This window comes from Cohnella nanjingensis (genome assembly GCF_014212125.1).
GTDB classification, from domain to species: Bacteria; Bacillota; Bacilli; order Paenibacillales; family Paenibacillaceae; genus Cohnella; species Cohnella nanjingensis.
In genome coordinates, this window is the sequence record NZ_JACJVP010000100.1 from 1 (window position 1) to 824 (window position 824).

The following is an 824-nucleotide window of genomic DNA, read 5'->3' on the forward strand; positions in this document are numbered from 1 at the left end:
GGGCAGCACGAGCGCCCAGATCGTATCCAGCAGGCCGGTATACCGGACCGCCAGATAGTCCGGGATGAGCCCGCCGTGGAACAGAATCGTCGCGACCAGAAACCAAGCGTACGCCGTCCGCATCGGGAAGGCTTTGGGATCCTTCGACAGCGGATAGGCGAGCAGCACGATCAGCGCCATATTGATCGGCACGCCGATGGCGACCCGCTTCAGCGTCATGACGACCGATCGCAGGAAATCCGGCTTATCGAGCACGTACTTGTAAGCGTCGGTCGTAAAGTCGACGGGCCACAGCACCACGTCGCCGACCGAGATGCTGCTGCTGAACGAGATCGCCAGCACGTGGATGAGCGGAAAAATGCACATCAGGGAAAGCGCGATCAGGAAGGCCGTATTGAGCCAGTCGAACGACCGGCCCCACCAGGTTCTGTCTTGTACCATACGGGATGTTCTCCTTAAAACTTAGAAAATTCGGTAGTTGGCTATCCGGTAGGCCAAGTAATAGGACACCGAAATCAGGACGAACGAGACGACCGACTTGAACAAACCGACCGCCGTCGCGAGCGAATACTGCGCTTGCTCCAGTCCCATGCGGTAAACGAGCGTATCGATGATATCGCCCGTACCGTACACGGCCGGACTGTACAAGTTGAAGATCTGGTCGAACCCGGCGTTCAGGATTTGCCCCATGCTGAGCGTGGCGACGAGTACGATGATCGGCGCCATGCCGGGCAGGGAGACATGCCAAGCTTGCCTGAGCCGGCTGGCGCCGTCCACCACCGCCGCCTCGTACAGGCTCGGATTGATGCCGGTCAGCGCCGCGA

The 824-nt window shown here is 59.7% G+C and carries 1 protein-coding gene and 1 pseudogene; both read right to left on the reverse strand.

The genetic code is table 11. The annotated features are described in order from the left end of the window. Positions 1–441 (reverse strand): annotated as a pseudogene (locus H7C19_RS34060) (carbohydrate ABC transporter permease); the annotation flags it as partial. A 21-nt stretch (positions 442–462) separates the two neighbouring features. After that, positions 463–824, reverse strand: a 362-nt coding sequence (locus H7C19_RS34065) for an ABC transporter permease subunit (protein WP_185673543.1), incomplete at its 5' end; no start/stop codon positions are given.